Here is a 15144-nt window from a genome sequence, read left to right on the forward strand (position 1 = left end):
GTCAGCCTGCGAGAATGAGGCTGACATTGCTGCCGCCAAACGCGAAAGAGTTGCTCATGACATGGCGCGTGCCCGCTTCGCGCGAGAGGAAGCGCGTTTCCTGCACGAGATCGAGCGTGGGCAGATCGGCGTCCGCCTCGCCATCCCATCGATGCAGTGGCAAGGGCAAGTCGGATCGCGTGAGCGTGAGCCACGCGAAGCCGAGTTCCGTCGCGCCCGCCGCGCCGAGCAGATGCCCCGTCATCGGCTTGGTGCCGCTCGTCGGCACGCCTTGCGGAAAGACGCGCGCCATCAGATGCGCTTCCATCTCGTCGTTCTTGCGCGTGGCCGTCGCGTGCAGGTTCACGTAGCCGATGTCGGCGGGCGCGACGCCGGCATCCGCGAGTGCCGCACGCAACGCGAGTTCGCCGCCGACACCGCGCGGGTCCGGCGCGGATATATGATGCGCATCGCTGGATTCCCCCACGCCCGCAAGACGCACGGCGCCTTCGTCGCGCGTCATCAGAAACACGGCCGCGCCTTCGCCGATGTTGATGCCATGGCGGTTGCGGCTCATCGGATTGGTGCGTTCGATGCTCGTGGATTCGAGCGATTCGAAGCCTTGCAGCGTGAGCTCGCACAAGGTATCGACACCGCCGACGACCACGGCATCGCAAAGCCCGAGTTGCAACAGTCTGCGGGCTGCGGCAAACGCCTTCGCGCTCGACGTGCATGCCGTCGAGAGCGTGAACGCCGGGCCTTGCACGTCGAGCGCGGCGGCGGCGAACGGCGCGGCCGAGCCGATCTCCATCTGCCGATAGTCGAAGCTCTCAGGCAGGCAGCCCTTTTTTGCGCGATGCAGGAACGCCTCCTCCGCCGCCGATATTCCCGACGTGCTCGTCCCCAGCACGACGCCGATGCGCGCCGGGCCGTACCGCTCGCGCGCCGCTTCGATCTCGGCGCGGATCGGTTCGAGCGCGGCGAGCAGCAGGCGGTTGTTGCGACAGTCGAAGCGCGCGAGGGGCCCAGTAGGCGCGATGTCGAGCGAAGTCAGCACGCGGCCGACGAACGCATCGCCGCGGCGCGTGCGCATCGGTCCCATGCCCGGCGATTGCCCCGAGGCCATCGCGGACGCGATCGAATCGACGTCGCCGCCGATCGCATTGACCATGCCGAGCGCATGCAGATAGACGGATGGCAGCGTCATGCGTGGTTTCTCCTTTCAGGCGGCATGCTCATCGGCGCGAGCAACACCGCGACGAGGATGCCGAGCGCGAGCGTCGCGCCGAAGCTCTTCAATGCGGGCATCGCGCTCATGCCGAGCAGTCCGAACGACAGCAGCGTCGTCGCCGCGGAGAGCAGCACGCCCGCCCAGACCGCGCCGAGATCGGCGTCGCTGCGCAGGCATCCCTCGCGCAGGAACACGGCGTAGTTCGCGCCGACGCCGAGCACGAGCATCAGCGCGAGGCAGTTGAACAGATTGAACGGCACGCGGGCGTAGCCGAACGCCGCGAGCGTCACGCCGACGGCGAGCAGCACGGGCAGCGTCGTCGCCATGCCGCCGCGCGGGCCATAGCGCAACATCAGCAGCGCGAGCACGAGCAGCAGCGCGCCGCCGAGCCACATGCCGCTATCGACGCGATACGCGCCGAAGAGCTTCGACACGCTCGCCGCCTTGTCGACGAAGGCCACGCCCTCGATCGCGCGCGCAGCTTCGATCAGCGCCGGCTCGTTCTTCGGCGTCACGCGGCGCGGCATCACGATGGCGGCGTAACCGCGCTGACCGGCCGCATCGTATGGACCGAGCCACAGATGCCGAAACGGCTGCGACCACGGCGCGGCGAGCCAGCGCCCGACCGACAGCGGCTCTGCATGCGCATGGCCGAACGAAGCGATCCACGCGTCCACAATGTCATCGCGGAAGCCGGCGCGCGAAAGCGTCGCGCGCAACGCAGCCGGATCGGCGAACACATGTTGCGCAATGAGCGCGCGCGCTTGCGCCTGAGTTCGAGCAGAGGGCACGAATTGCGTGACCGAGCGCCAGCCGTCGACCGATTGCTCGCCCGTCAGCGCGTCCAGCCTTTCGCCGAGCGCTTCCGCGCGTTCGAGCACCACTTGCTCCGAGCCGCCCCGCACCACGAAGAACTGCGCGGTGTCTTCGACGCCGACTGCCGCGCGCACTTCGTTCTCCTGCGCGACCAGGACGGGGTCGCGTTGTATCAGCAGATGGATGTCGTCGTCGCTGGCAAGACGCAGCCAGCCAGGCAGCGCAATCGCCACGAGAACGGCCGCGAGGAGCCACGCGCGCTTGCCACCGATCGCGCCGCGCCAGCGTGCGAGCAGCGTCGCGGAGTGCGCGAAGAGGCGTCGCCGCGCGGCTTTCGGTCCCCGCACGAGCAGCGCGGGCAGCAGCGACATCACCGACGCGAATGCGACGCCGATGCCGGCCATCGCGAAACACGCGATCTGCTTGAGCGCGGGAAACGGCACCCACGCGAGTATGGCGTAGCCGAGCAGACTGGTCGCGAGCGCCACGGAGAGCGCGGGCCGCACCGATCGCGCGCCCTTTCGTGCATCCCATTCGCGTTGTGCGCCGAGATACACGACGAAATACTGGATCGAATAATCGACGGCTTCGCCGATCAGGCTCGCGCCGAACACGAGCGTCAGCAAATGGAGCTTGCCGAACACGAGCATGGTGAAGGCGAGCGCGCACACGATGCCGAGCGCCGTCGATAAAAAGCCGAGCAGCAAGAGCCGCGGCGAGCGGAAGACCCACAGCATGAGAAGCGCGATGCCGCACGCCGACACGACGCCGATCAGATGCACTTCGCGCTCCGACGCGCTGCGCGCCGCCTGCGCGTAGAACACGGCGCCGGCTCGCGCGACCGTGGCGTCGGGCCATGCCGCCTTCACCGCTGCCTGCGCGTGCGCCGCCGCCGACAACACCGCGCGCTGTGTGCGCGATTCATAGGCCGAGCCGTGCAGCGTCGTGACGACGAGTACGCTCGTCATGTCGCCGCGATGCGCGACGAGCAGGTTGTCTTCGAGTTCGAGGCCAGAGGTGGCGAGCGGCAAGTCGGAGAGCCAGTGTTCGAGCCAGCCCAAGGGATCCTCGGCGAGTTGCGTCGCGAGCGGTCCGTGCACCGGGTTGTAGATGCGCTGCATCAAAGCGTCGGACAGCGCCTGTGCGCCGTTCGTCGCGTTGGCGAGCGCGTCGCGGTCGTCGCGGGTCAAGAGGCCGAATCGATACGGCGCATACAGCGCCGCGATCTGCGCGACGTCGAACGGCGGGAGCTCCGCCGTCACGGACGCGAATGCGCCGCTTTCCCGCAGCGCGGCGCCGTAGCGCCTCGCCGCCGCCTTCGCGTGGTCCGCGTTGCGGCTCGAAATGAGGAACACGGTGCGATCGCCGAGCGCATTGGCGAGTCGATCCACCGCTTTCTCGGCGACCGGATCGGCTTCCGTCGCAGGCAGCAGCGCGAGCAGGTTCGTCTCCAGCGGCGACGGCCCCTGAAAGCGATAGACGCAATACCACGCAGCAACGAGTGCGAGCACGAACCAAGCGGCTCGTATGGCGAAAAGCGCCACGCCGCTGCGATGCCCTTCCATCCGCATCACTGCGCTCCCAGCAAGGCACGCTCGGCGGCAGGCAGCGCGTCGAGCGCTTCGTTCTTCGTAAAGTCGATCTGCGTGACGTCCCCGCTTGCCAGATCGATCCTCAGACTCTGCAGGAACGCGCCGCCCTTCATTTGCAGCGCTTTGACGGCCTGCGCGAGTTGCGGCTGATTCGGCTTGAGATCGAGCGTCCACTGCGACGGCGAGCCTTGCGCATCCACATCGAATTGCGAATACAGCGCCGACAGGTCGCCGCCGAGCATGGCGCGCATCATCTTCGACACTTGCGCGACGCCTTGCACGCCTCGGGCGCTCTTGCTGCCGATGCGCTTGCCGTTGGCATCGACTTCGGCGACGCCTGCGTCCGTGATGACGAACGTCGCCTTGTAAGGCGTCAGCACGCGCCAGATCACGCCGCGTTCGCGATAGAAGACGAGCGTGCCCGTACTCACGAGCGGTTGCTTCATGGCCGAAAGCGTCTGCGTCTGCGTGAATTGCGCGCGCACGCCCTTGATCTGACCGAGCCACGATGCCACTTGCGAGACGAGCGCCGCATTCTGGCTTGCGCTTTGCGCGGGCGTGGCGGCGTGAAGCGCACCTGCGGTCGCCGTCAGCAGCAACGCGATGAGCGTGGCACGCGCGCAGCGAAGTTTTATCGACGCGACCATACGCGCTCCAGCTTGTCGAACACGACGGGCGGCGATACGAACTGCAACTCCTGCGTGGCCGCGTCGACGGCGACCTGAATCGTATAGCCCTTGGTCAGCCGATCGCCGGTCACGCAATCCACGAGTTCATACGCGATCTTCAGGCGGTTCTCGTATTCGAGCAGTTCCGTGCGCACGTCGATGCGCTGCCCGTATCGCGCCGGACGCACGTACTTCAGATGCGCCTCGACGATAGGCCACGCATAGCCCGACGCCAGCATGTCGCCGTAGTCGTAATCGAATGCGCGCAGCAACGCGGCACGCCCGACCTCGAAATACTTCAGGTAGTGGCCGTGCCAGCACACGTGCATTGCGTCGACATCGTGAAACGGCACTTCGACCATCGCGCTCGCGGTGAGCGTCTTCTTGTTATTCAGTTGATCCATGACGCCTGCTTTCGGTGAAACCGGACCCGGGCATCGGCGGGACTTTGCCGGCGCGCGCCCAGAAATCGAAGAAATTGAACCATTGATACGGCGCCTTGCGGCAATAGTGTTCGAGTCGGGACGCATAGCGCTGCGCCCATGCCGCGATGTGTTGTGCGCGCTCGCGGCGCGGCAACTCGATTCGCTCGGCAAATCGTTCGAAGTACATACGATATCGGCCCGTGCTCTCCTTCAAGCAAAAGAAGAGATACACGGGGCAGCCGAGCGCGTGCGCGAGCACGTACGGGCCCTGCGCGAACGGCGCAGGCGCGCCGAGGAAACGCGCCTCGGTCGTGCGGCCGGACTCATGCGCCGGCACGCGGTCGCCGACGATCACCAGCAGTTCGCCCGCGTCGATGCGCGCCTGCATCATCATCGAGGTATCGGGGCCGAAGTCGCTCACGTGAATCAGATGCTTCGCGAAGTCACCATTCGCCGACGACAGCACGCTGTTGAAGCGCCTTGCGTGCTCCGTATAGACGATGGCCGTCACCTTCGCGCGGCCATTTCGCGCGGCGAGCGCGCGCGTCATTTCGAGGTTGCCGAGATGCGCGCCGAGGACGAGCGCGCCGCGCCCGCTCGCAATGAGCGCTTCGAAAGGCACGGGGTCGTCGAAGACGGCTTCGTGATCGGCTATTCGGCCCGACCACGCCGCGAGCTTGTCGAGCCCCGACTGCGCGAACGCGAGCATCTGGCGATACGCAGAGCGCCAGCCGGGACGCGGCGTGCGTTCGCCCGGCGCGGCTTCGGCGAGACGCGTGAAATACCGGTGCGATGCCGCGCGCGCATCGCGTCCCGTCAGCAGAAAATAGCCGACCACAGGATGCAGCCACAGCCCCGTGAAGCGCATGCCGAACACGCGGCAACTGAGCGCGAGCAAGGACATGCCGATGCGGCTGCCGCGCTCCGCGACGCGCCACCAGCCCGGCCCGGCGTCGCCCGCAGTGGTGATGCGCGGCATCAGCTTGTGCGCGAGAAGCATCGGCGAGCGCAGCACCATGCCGCACGCGAGCCGCGTATGACTGGCGCTGATGCGCACGTTGTCCCACAGCACGTCGAAGTGCGATACGCCGTCCGTCGCATAGACGACGCGCGTCGGGATCGAGCGGAACGCAAGGCGTCGCCAGTAGAGACGCACGAGGATTTCGATATCGAAGTCCATGCGCGTGCCGAGCCGCACGCTGTCGATCAGCGCGCACGCGGCATCGAGCGGATACAGGCGAAAGCCGCACATCGAATCGCGGATGGTGAAGGACAGCGTCTCGATCCACACCCAGACATGCGTCAGATAGCGGCCGTACAAGCGCGATTTGGGGACGCTTTCGTCATAGACCGGGCGGCCCAGAATGACCGCGCCCGGCTCGGCGCGCGCCGCGTCGATAAAGAGCGGCACGTCGTTCGCGTCGTGCTGGCCGTCGGCGTCGATCTGCAACGCGTGCGTGAAGCCCGCTCGCCGCGCCGCGCGCAGGCCCGCCATCACGGCCGCGCCCTTGCCGCCGTTCACCGGCAGACGAACGAGCGTCATTTCCTTGCGATACCGGCACGCGAGCTTGCCGAGCACGGTTTGCGTCGCGGCGTCGCTGCCGTCGTCGACGACGAACATCGGCAAGCCGTGAACGCTCAGGCGCGCGACGGTATCGCCGATCGCGTCCTTGTGGTTGTAGATCGGGATGACGATGCACGCCGCGATAGTCGCACCGCTCATGCGTTCTCCCGATACACGATCGCGCCGGACGCGCATTCGCGTCCGTTCATGCGATAAGCGAACTGCACGCGCCGCCGCGTGGCATCGTGCGCGAGCCGCAGTTCGAGCACTGCGCCGGGCGGCACGGGCGCCATGAACTTCAGTCGATCGACGCTTTCGATTGCACGCACCGCCGCGATATGTTCGGACGCGAGCCGGATCGCCCAGTCGACCTGCACGACGCCGGGCAAAATCGGCAGGCCCGGAAAGTGGCCGGCGAAATGCGCGAGCGAAGGCGGCACGCGCAGTTCATAACGCAAGGTGTCGCCCGCGCGCGATTCGGCGAGCAACTCGAAGCCTTCGGCGCGCGCACCGAAGGCCGCCGCGACTGCCTTGACCGGCAGCTTGCCGCGCGCATCGAACGGCAACGCGATGCGAAAGCGCCAGAAACGCGGCAACAGCACGACGTCGAAGTAGGCGGCGAGATGACGGCGCAAGATCATTGCGAGCGCCGCGCGACCGATGTCATCGAGCGCGGCGCAGCCCGCGTCGGTCAGCGCGATCACCGCGCCGATGCGTTCACGCGTCGCGCCCGCGAGCGGGACCACGCTCGCCGCTGCCACATTGGGATGCAGCGTGAGACGCGCTTCCAGCTCGGGCAGCGAGACGCGCTTGCCGTCGAGCTTCACGACGCGATCGAGCCGGCCTTCCAGCGTGAAGCGGCCGTTGGCGTCGAGGGCGATGGCGTCGTCGGTGCGATGCCAGTCATCGTGGCCCAGATGCGGCGAGCGCACTTCGAGCGCGCCGTCATCGGCACGCCGCACTGCCACGCCGCTGACAGGACGCCACGCCGCCGTTTCATTCTGCCTGCGCCATGCGATGCCGCCCGTCTCCGTGCTCCCGTAAATCTCGACAGGTGCGTGGCCGAACACGGCAGCGTATTGGAGCGCCGTGTCCTTCGCGAGCGGCCCGCCTGACGAGAAGAACGCACGCGGGGCAGGCGTGAGCGATGCGAAGCCGGCGAGTTCGGTCCAGCGCGCGAGTTGCGCCGGCGACGAGACCATGGCCGTCGCACCGCATCGCGCGATGCGCGTCTGAATGTGCTGCGGCTCGACGCAAAGCGCGCGGTCGAAAGCGCGGCCCGCCGCAAGCGGCCACAAGATGCGAAACAGCAGACCGTAGATATGGCGATGCGGCACGCTCGCAAGCATCGTCGCATCGCCGATCAGCGCGCCCCAGTCGCGCTCCAGCGTGTGCACTTCGGCGTCGAACTGGGCGAGGGTCTTGTGGATCGGCTTCGGCGTACCGCTGCTGCCCGACGTGTAGAGCGTGAGCGGGGCGCGCGGGTCAACGCGCAGCATAAGCGCGTCGAGCCCGCGCGTGTCGACGGTTGCAGCGGCTATGTCGGCATCGGTCAGCACGGCGTCGTAGGCGTCGGCGAGATCGGCCAGATAGCCCGGAGCGGAACTCGCCGGAATCACCGGCGTCTTGCCGCATGCGAAGAGCGCGAACAGTGCGCAGGCGAAGTCGAACGGATCGTCGATAGAGAGCGCATAACGGCGCGCCGGCTCTTGGCGCAAATGCAACGCGAGCGACGCCACCCGTGCGCGAAATGCGGCATGCGTGATGACCGCGTCGGTCGTGTCGTCGCGACAGACTGGCGTTCGTGCATCGCGGCTTGTCGAGAACAGTTCGTGCAGCGGGATCATGACGCCTCCGCTTCCATGCGCCGCACGCGCGGGAGAATCACGAGATAACGCCACGCGACCTCGGCGACGAGCAGCACGCCGATCAAGCCGTACGCGATCGCGCCGTTGTAGAGCGACCACGCCTCGCGCGACCAGTACAGTGCCGTGTAGAGCGAGAACAGGCCGTTCGCCGCGAAGAACGCGCACCAGACTTGCGTGACGCGGCGCGTGTGATGCACGGCGGGTTCGCTCAGATGAGGCGTGCGGATACGCGCGAATTTTTCGATCATCGACGGGCCGCGCTGGAGCGTCGAAGCGAATGCAATCAGCAAGCCGAGATTCACGAGAGACGGATAAATATGGAGCAACCGCTCGCTGTCGGTCCAGACGATCGCGGCCGATGCCGCGCTTAACATGAAGCCGACCGCCCATTCCACGCGCGTAAGCGTGCGCAGCGACGCGCCCAGAACGCCCGTGCCCGCGCAGCGCTGCAGCCAGACCAGCGCGAACAGCAGGCAGCCGAGATAGCGCGGCGCGTTCCAGAACCAGCCGCACAGAATAGCGGCGGGATACGCGAGCTTGAACGCGACGTTCAGCGCAGGGCCGATACCGCTGCGATGCGCGTCGTCGCGGGTCCGGGCGGTCTGCGGCTGCATCAGTCCTGCGCTGCCAGAAGCGACTCGACAGCGGCGATCACATCGCCCACCGTGCGCACGGACTTGAACTCCTCGGGCTTGATGCGGCGGCCCGTCATCTCCTGCAGCTTGATCGCGAGATCGACGGCATCGATGCTGTCCAGATCGAGTTCTTCGAACAGATGCGCGGACGGCGTCACGCGCTCGGGCGCGATGCCGAAGTTCTCTTCGAAGATCGCGCGGATGCGCTCAAGGATTTGGGTGTCGGTCACAATCATTCCCCTCTTGTTGCAGTGTCGTCCGATGCGCGCGCAGTCTCGCGCTGGCTTGTGACCAGGTCGGCGAGCGTGTTGATCGAGCGGAAGTGCTCGCGCGCGCGCTCGTCGTTGGCGGCGATCGTCAGTTGATAATGTTTGCGCAGCACCATGCCGATCTCGAGCGCGTCGATGGAGTCGAGACCGACGCCATCGGTGGAAAAGAGCGGCGCATCGTCGGCGATATCGTCGGGCGTCAGGTCTTCGAGATCGAGTGCTTCGATCAGAAGCCGTTTGATTTCAAGCTTTAAAGAATCCATGGTCGATCAGATGCCGGGTAATGTGGGCTTGCAGCGTGTTCGTGAGGGTTCGGGCGGCGAGCGCGGGCGGTTCATCCCGAGTGACGAGCGCGTCGGCTCCGACCGCGTCGAGCACGCTCACGCGCATGTGGAACGCGCGCTCGGGCACGTCGTGCCAGCGCATGTTTTTGGTGAACGCGGGAGGGTCGCAGTCGATCAGGACGGGCAGGATCGGCGCGCGCGATTGGAGCGCCATGTGCGCGAAACCGCGCGAAAAATCGTGCAGGCGGTTGCGCGCGGGACTGCGCGTGCCTTCGGGAAAGACGATCATCGTGTAGCCGCGCGCGAGTTGCCGCGCGCCTTCTTCCACGAGTTCGACGGGATCTGCGTTGCTCACGTAATCCGCCGCTCGCATGACGCCCCAGAAGAACGGATTGCTCCAGTGCGCGCTCTTCACGACGCAGCATGCGCGCGGCGTGAGCGACAGAAGCACCATGACGTCGAGCCAGGTGGGATGGTTGGCGACCACGATCGCGGCGCCCTGCTCTTTGCGATCGAGCGCGCGAGCGCCGCTCACGTCGAGCTTCATCACGCGAACGCCGACGAGCACGGCGACGAGCGCGCGAAAGAACGCGTGAATGATCCCGGCGATGATGCGCTGCTTGGACGCGCGATGCGGCCACACCGAAGCAATCGGAAAAACGATCAGTGAGAAGCCGAGTCCGCAGATGCCGAAGGTAGTGAACGCAAGGGCCGTCGCGACAAGGCGCCAGTAATAGTCACACGCCTTCATGCCAGTTCCATTGCCATGTCGACGTCGCGCCGCGCCATTGAACGGGCGCTTTAGCGTCCAGACACTGCCTGACCGCTTCGCTTTGCGTGACGCATCGGGCGCTCGCGAACGCGTTGCTCCGGTCATCGGCGAACGTTGTGCGCACGCATTCGAGTTGCCCGGTTTGCGCGGACGCATCGAGCAAGATCGCAAGCGCGCCGCCCTCCACTTCGTCTTCGATCGTTCCATAGGCCGGATCGGCCGGCTCGTCGGCGTAGACGAGCAGCACTGGAGACGAAGCATCCGTCGCATATTGCGCGTGGGCTTCCAGCAACGCGTAGCCGAGCGTCTGCGCGCCCGCCGACACCGCGCTCGCGGGCGCGCGGTCGCCGCGCTCGATGCCGAAGACGCCGGTCATCGCGTTCAGGACGGACAGGCTAAAGGAAGTCGGCGAGACGGGTTCGCCTGCCCCGATATCGCAGAGGATGCCGGTCGTGCGCCGCAGTTCCCCGTGACGCGACGCGAACACGACGCGCACCGCCGGCAGCGTCGATGCGCAATCGAAGGCAACCTGGAGCGCGGCCCGCGATAGCGCACTGAGCCGGCGCCGCGCCATCGGCGCGACAAAGCTCACGTCAGGCGTGGCGGTCGCGGTGGCAGGCCAAAAGGACCAGCGCGCAACCGGAATGGTCCAGTGCAGATCGGGCATATCGGTGTTTGCGCGTTGAGAACAATCAGCATCGGGGCGGAACAGCCGACCCGATCATTCCTTAGTAAGCAAGTGACGTAATTAAGTGGTCCGTCCAATTAACGGCACGACGCAGCGACTATTTAGCGTCTCGACGCAGAAATCCTCGGGGCTCGCGCGGTATCGCTGGCGTGGGGCGCAAATGATACCGACGTTATGGTCGGCGGGAATAGGGAAAGTACGCAGTTATTGCCGGTTCGTCTCATCGACGCGACGAACATGCGACGAGACTTGCACCGCGCGCGACACATCTATCTTCGAGGGGCGGTAAAGGATGCCTTCGCCCAGCGATCCATCGACCATTTCTCGAACTGGCGCGTCACCAAGTGCTCGCGCGCGTGATATCGTTCGCCGCTTGACTGAATTTGACACCTCGGCCATACGGACCTCTGACCGACGTGCCGCAGGCTGCATAGAAGATGAGGCAAATGATTTCGCGGCCGCCTGCCGGTGCGCCGAGACGCTGGCCGCGCACAGGCTATCCACCGTTGTACGTCGCGACCTTCGCCTGGCACGGCGTCGCGCTGGCCGGTTGGCTGCTGCGTCCTTCGGCGTGGCCGTGGTGGCTCGCGGGTGTGCTCGCGAGTCATATCGTCGTGGTCTCGATAGGGCTGTGGCCGCGCTCCGCCCTCCTCGGTCGGAATTGGACCCGCCTGCCCGACACGTCTTCCAACGCCGATGCCGTGGCGCTCACGATCGACGACGGTCCCGACCCGGTCGTAACGCCGAAGATTCTGGACATTCTGGATCGGCATCACGTGCGCGCGACGTTCTTCTGCATTGGAAGACGCGCTGCGGAACATCCGGCGCTGGTACGGGAAATCGTCGCGCGAGGTCACGCCGTCGAGAATCACACGCACAGGCACGTGCACACGTTCTCGGTCACGTGGCCGTTCTGGCTCACAAAGGAAATCGCCGCTGCGCAACGGACGCTCGAAGCAGTGACGGGCGAGCGGCCCATGTTCTTTCGCGCGCCAGCCGGGTTGCGGAATCTCTTTCTCGACCCGGTGCTGCAACGGCTGGACCTTCAGCTCGCGGCATGGACGCGGCGAGGGTTCGATACGCGCGAATGTGACGCTGATCGCGTGCTCGAACGACTCGTGAACGGACTCGCCGCCCGAGACATCCTCCTGATCCACGACGCGGGCGCGGCGTTGACATCGACGGGCGAACCGGTGGTGCTGACGGTGCTGCCTCGGCTCATCGAGAGGGTTCGGTCGTCGGGATTGCGCTTCGTGACCTTGCGCGATGCACGCGACGAACGGGCACCGTCTTCCTATGCGCGCTGACGCGTGCGGTTTTCGTTCCGCCGCTATAATCGTGGGCTTCGTTCTTTTCAGCCGGGGAAGGCATTCGTATCCGGTGGTGCGGCTGGGCTTCAAACCCAGTTGGGGGTGTCAGACACTCCCAGGTAGGTTCGACTCCTGCTGCCTTCCGCCAATTGCGCTTCAGGCGTGATGGGAGCGTCGCGCTCCGTAGTCCGTCGGCTTGATTCCCGGCCGGCCCTCGACTTCTCAGCCAGCCACGCACGAAGACGTCAGTTCCGCTTCCTGCGGCGTCCATCCGCGAACGCCATGCGTCTGCATATCGACCTGGTGCATTCGCTTTCTTTGTTGCCTGCAGTACTCAACGGCGCGCTTCAGGCTCGTCGCCGGACCGCCCCGGCGTGCGTCGGCGCAAAAGACGATACGCGCAGTACAGCAACGCGACGAGCGCGAGCAGATCGATGACAGTCGCGCCATGCATCTGCAACTCGACCAGCGCGAAGTGCAATTGCCGCTGGAACAACGCGCCGCCCAGCACCCAGAATGCGGACCACGCGACAATGCCCGCCGCATCCCAGAGCAGAAAGACGAGCGCGGCGATACGCGTCGTGCCCATCAGCGGCGGCGTGACGAGTCCGAGTCCCGGCACGAACTTCGATATCGCGATGATCGGCGCGCCGTACCGCTCGAATAGCTCGCTCGTCGTGCGCATGCCGGATTCGATCGCATACGAGCGACGCGAAAGCGCGGCCACGAGCCGCCGCCCATAGATACGCCCCGCCGAAAACCACGCGCTGTCGCCGAGCAGCGCGCCGCAGACCGCCGCGATCAGCACATGCGAGAGCGACAGCCGCCCGCTCGCGATCATCGATCCGGCAAAGACGAGCAGCGGCGCCGACGGTAGCGGCACGCCCAGCCGCGTCAGCAGCACGTTGCCGAAGACCGCGGCCGCGCCCCACTGCGCTATCGCCGACGGCGGAATCTGGATCAACTGCCACCTCCGCGGCGCGCGCGCCGGCATTCGCTTGGAAAAATCATTGAGTCCTCGACTGGACCAGCATCACCGGCACGCTGCCGCACCCCGCGCTGTTCGCAATTTCGATGCCGTGCCATGACGACGCATCGCCACGGTCCAGCGTCATCGAATCGACGCGCCGGTCCGGGCGCAGCACGTTGAACGGCCACGACGGACGGCGCAGCCGCTCATGCACGATCGAGCCGAGCCAGATGGGCGTCGGCGTGGCATCGGCGCGTTCCTTCAGGACGTAGCGCGTCGGCCAGAAGCGCAGCACGTCGCGCTCGTCAGCGCCGCGACGCGAGCGCGTGAACATGAGCTTCGACGGCTCGCCGTTGTTCAGACGCGGCAGCACCGGCAGCGCGGTCGCGGCCGCGTTCGGGGACACGACCGACATCACGCTCTTCATCGTCAGTCCCGTGGCTTGCGTCCAGCCGCGGCTCGACAGCTGCGCGCGGATTTCCGCAGGCGTCGCGGCCCATTGCACGGTGATCGGCTCGCGGCGGTCGCCGTCCATGCTTGCGCGGTAGCACGAAAAGGTGCGCCACACGGTGTCCGTCCACTGGATCGGCGTGATAACGACCGTCGGCGGCGGGGCGCTGTGCGCCTGCGTGTCGTCGCTCAACTGCAAGCCGACGCTCGCGCAGATCACGGCGAGGATCGCGAACGGCATCAGCGGACGGCGTCTTGGCTTGCCCGGATGCCGCCAAACAGCGATCAGCGCGATGAGAAACACCCACATGGCCGCGAGCGTCGCGCTGCCGAGCGCGTCCGAAATGGTGAAGCGTCCGAAGTAGAGGCCCGCGAGCGCGATGGCCGTCACGATGCCCGACGTCGCCGTGGCGATGCACACGCCGGTCAGCATGCCGACGCGGCGCAGCAGCAAGAACGCCAGAAAGCCGTAGATGATCACGGCCGCCGCGAGATGCGGGCTCGGGAACGTGTGCTCCACCGGCGCGAACGACAGCGGCAAGCGGTGATGCGCCGTCACGCGAATCGCGGCGACGAGCAGTTGCGAGAACACGACCGCGACCATCCAGTAGGCGACCGTGCGCCAGCGCCGCTCGACGATCATCCAGACGATGACGGTCGCCGCGACCGCAAGCAAGGTCGGCGTGCTGCCGAGCGCGGCGGCGCCGTCGAGGATCGAATCGGCCCACGTCGAGCGGAACGACTGCAACAGGCGGTACGTGGAGACATCCACCTGCACGAGCGACGAGCCGCGCGCCACGTTCGACATCACGTAGAAGAACGCCATGACCGATGCGAGCAGCAACACGGAAATGGCAACGATGAGCGAAGTCGCCGGATTCGCCGGATCGAGCGCGCGGGAGACGATTCGCGCCGGCGCGCCGTCGTTGCGCTGCGCCCACGCGAGCAGCGTTGCGCGCGAAGCGAGCGTCCAGCCCTTCGCGTGTCCCACGATCACGCGCGTCAGATTGAAGACGAGCCATCCGATCGCCGTCACGGCCACGAGTATGACGACGAGCCGGATCGACACCGCGCCCGCCAGTTCGATGGATGCGCCGAACACGACGCCCGGCAGGATATGCAGCGGCGCCCAGATGAGCGCGCTCAGGACGTTGACGGCCAGAAAGCGCGCGGGCGTCATGCCCGACAGGCCCGCGACGACCGGCACCACGGCGCGCATCGGCGCCACGAAGCGCGCGAGCACGACGCTCTTCGCGCCGTGCGCGTGAAAGTACCGTTTGCCGGCGGCGAGCGCGCCCGGATGGCGGCGGAACGGCCACATCTGCGCGATGACATCGGCATAGCGCGCGCCGAAGCAGAAGCTCGCGGCGTCGCCGGCAATCGCGCCCGCGATCGCGCAGACGAATACCAGAACGAGATTCAGCGCGCCCGCGCCGACGAGCGCGCCCGCGATGAACATCGCAGTGCTGCCGGGCACGAAGGTGCCGATGAACGCGACCGATTCGAGAAACGACGCCAGCAGCACGACCGCGAGCGTCCATTCGGGATGGCCCGACAGCAGATGCAGCAGCGCGTAGTAGGAATGCTCCATCGGTTCGCCTGGCGCAGTAGCGCAAAGGGCGT

At 66.5% G+C, this 15144-nt stretch carries 14 protein-coding genes and 1 tRNA gene; 2 read left to right on the forward strand and 13 right to left on the reverse strand.

Translation table 11 applies throughout. From position 1 onward, the window contains the following. Position 1: 1 nt before the first annotated feature. From NCR35_RS18165 to NCR35_RS18215, 11 genes are read right to left on the reverse strand one after another with little or no spacing between them, the layout of a single operon-like run. Positions 2–1186: a beta-ketoacyl-[acyl-carrier-protein] synthase family protein gene (locus NCR35_RS18165; RefSeq protein ID WP_250535520.1), complete on the reverse strand. Its 1185-nt coding sequence runs from the start codon at positions 1184–1186 to the stop codon at positions 2–4. Continuing rightward, positions 1183–3597, reverse strand: a complete 2415-nt coding sequence (locus NCR35_RS18170; RefSeq protein ID WP_250535521.1) for an MMPL family transporter — start codon at positions 3595–3597, stop codon at positions 1183–1185. Before NCR35_RS18170 ends, NCR35_RS18165 begins: the two co-directional genes overlap by 4 nt. Continuing rightward, complete coding sequence (locus NCR35_RS18175; protein ID WP_250535522.1) at positions 3597–4265, reverse strand: LolA family protein; 669 nt, start codon at positions 4263–4265, stop codon at positions 3597–3599. Before NCR35_RS18175 ends, NCR35_RS18170 begins: the two co-directional genes overlap by 1 nt. Further along, positions 4250–4690, reverse strand: a complete 441-nt coding sequence (locus tag NCR35_RS18180) for an acyl-CoA thioesterase (protein ID WP_244849512.1) — start codon at positions 4688–4690, stop codon at positions 4250–4252. The genes NCR35_RS18175 and NCR35_RS18180 overlap by 16 nt, the downstream gene beginning before the upstream one ends. Further along, positions 4674–6434: a glycosyltransferase family 2 protein gene (locus NCR35_RS18185; protein ID WP_250535523.1), complete on the reverse strand. Its 1761-nt coding sequence runs from the start codon at positions 6432–6434 to the stop codon at positions 4674–4676. Before NCR35_RS18185 ends, NCR35_RS18180 begins: the two co-directional genes overlap by 17 nt. After that, the gene (locus NCR35_RS18190) at positions 6431–8122 is read right to left on the reverse strand and encodes an ApeI family dehydratase (protein ID WP_250535524.1); all 1692 of its coding nucleotides are present in this window, start codon (positions 8120–8122) and stop codon (positions 6431–6433) included. The genes NCR35_RS18185 and NCR35_RS18190 overlap by 4 nt, the downstream gene beginning before the upstream one ends. Then, positions 8119–8757 carry a COG4648 family protein gene (locus NCR35_RS18195; RefSeq protein ID WP_250535525.1) on the reverse strand — a complete coding sequence of 213 codons (639 nt, stop codon included), beginning with the start codon at positions 8755–8757 and terminating at the stop codon, positions 8119–8121. The genes NCR35_RS18190 and NCR35_RS18195 overlap by 4 nt, the downstream gene beginning before the upstream one ends. Beyond that, entirely contained in the window at positions 8757–9014 is a 258-nt protein-coding gene (locus tag NCR35_RS18200; protein ID WP_284503129.1) for an acyl carrier protein, read from the reverse strand. Before NCR35_RS18200 ends, NCR35_RS18195 begins: the two co-directional genes overlap by 1 nt. Beyond that, positions 9011–9310: a phosphopantetheine-binding protein gene (locus NCR35_RS18205; protein WP_250535526.1), complete on the reverse strand. Its 300-nt coding sequence runs from the start codon at positions 9308–9310 to the stop codon at positions 9011–9013. The genes NCR35_RS18200 and NCR35_RS18205 overlap by 4 nt, the downstream gene beginning before the upstream one ends. Continuing rightward, positions 9291–10082, reverse strand: coding sequence for a lysophospholipid acyltransferase family protein (locus NCR35_RS18210; RefSeq protein ID WP_250535527.1), 792 nt, complete (start codon positions 10080–10082; stop codon positions 9291–9293). Before NCR35_RS18210 ends, NCR35_RS18205 begins: the two co-directional genes overlap by 20 nt. Further along, the gene (locus tag NCR35_RS18215; RefSeq protein WP_250535528.1) at positions 10069–10770 is read right to left on the reverse strand and encodes a beta-ketoacyl synthase chain length factor; all 702 of its coding nucleotides are present in this window, start codon (positions 10768–10770) and stop codon (positions 10069–10071) included. The genes NCR35_RS18210 and NCR35_RS18215 overlap by 14 nt, the downstream gene beginning before the upstream one ends. A gap of 458 nt (positions 10771–11228) precedes the next feature. Between NCR35_RS18215 and NCR35_RS18220 the strand changes: the two genes are divergently transcribed. Continuing rightward, complete coding sequence (locus tag NCR35_RS18220) at positions 11229–12098, forward strand: polysaccharide deacetylase family protein (RefSeq protein ID WP_250535529.1); 870 nt, start codon at positions 11229–11231, stop codon at positions 12096–12098. A 55-nt stretch (positions 12099–12153) separates the two neighbouring features. Then, positions 12154–12249, forward strand: a tRNA-Sec gene (locus tag NCR35_RS18225). Positions 12250–12435: 186 nt separating this feature from the next. Here NCR35_RS18225 and NCR35_RS18230 read toward each other — a convergent pair. Together NCR35_RS18230 and NCR35_RS18235 are read right to left on the reverse strand one after the other, a co-directional pair. Continuing rightward, positions 12436–13065, reverse strand: a complete 630-nt coding sequence (locus tag NCR35_RS18230) for a DedA family protein (protein WP_250535530.1) — start codon at positions 13063–13065, stop codon at positions 12436–12438. A 43-nt stretch (positions 13066–13108) separates the two neighbouring features. Further along, positions 13109–15112: a VTT domain-containing protein gene (locus NCR35_RS18235; protein ID WP_250535531.1), complete on the reverse strand. Its 2004-nt coding sequence runs from the start codon at positions 15110–15112 to the stop codon at positions 13109–13111. Positions 15113–15144: the final 32 nt, after the last annotated feature.

The sequence above is a fragment of the Caballeronia sp. AZ10_KS36 genome (assembly GCF_023631105.1).
Classification (GTDB): Bacteria; Pseudomonadota; Gammaproteobacteria; order Burkholderiales; family Burkholderiaceae; genus Caballeronia.